The following is a 714-nucleotide window of genomic DNA, read 5'->3' as shown; positions in this document are numbered from 1 at the left end:
TACAACTCCAAAGGCGTCCGTGTTGTGGTCGGCAAGAACGACAAAGGCATCGGTGAAAACTTCTATAACCTGCAAGACAAGAAAGGTAATTACCTGATTCAAGACTTGCTGAAAAACGCCAAAACGGGTGAATTCACTACCTATTACTTCCCGAAACTAGGACAAACAGAGGCGCTACCGAAATTGAGCTACTCAATGTTCATTCCTGAGTGGGATTTAATGATCGGTACCGGCTTCTACACCGATGACATTGATGCCGTCATTGCAGAAATGGAAGCTTCAGCCCATGACGCGCTCAACACGACTCTAGTGGCCATTGCGCTGTTCTGTGTTTCTATCGCTGCCGTGGTTGCTATCTTCGCCGTGTTTGTGAATCGTAGCATCATGCGACCAATCGAACAGTTTGATGCTTCGATCCAATCCTTCGCGCAAGGCGATGCCGACCTTACAGCACGCATGCACGAATCCAACGTACCTGAGTTCAAACAGTTAGCGCACAACTTCAATATCTTTGTTGAAAGCCTGCAGGGCATCATCAAGAGCGTGACTCAAGTTGGTGAAGAAGTCGTCGCAGAAACCAACAACATGTCGCAACGCGCCTCTCAAGTCGACGAACTCGCTGGCGGTCAACGTGAAGAAACCGAGCAAGTTGCCGCAGCGATGACGGAAATGACAGCCACCGCGCATGAGATTTCGAACAACGCTAACCAAGCA

General features: G+C 49.2%; 1 protein-coding gene. It reads left to right on the top strand.

The window, feature by feature from the left end; all coding sequences use genetic code 11:
- On the top strand, nt 1-714 hold a 714-nt coding region (locus R8N47_RS25150; RefSeq protein WP_318186097.1), incomplete at both ends, for a cache domain-containing protein.

This window comes from Vibrio sp. 2132-1 (assembly GCF_033344315.1).
This window is presented reverse-complemented; position numbering and strand designations above follow the sequence as displayed.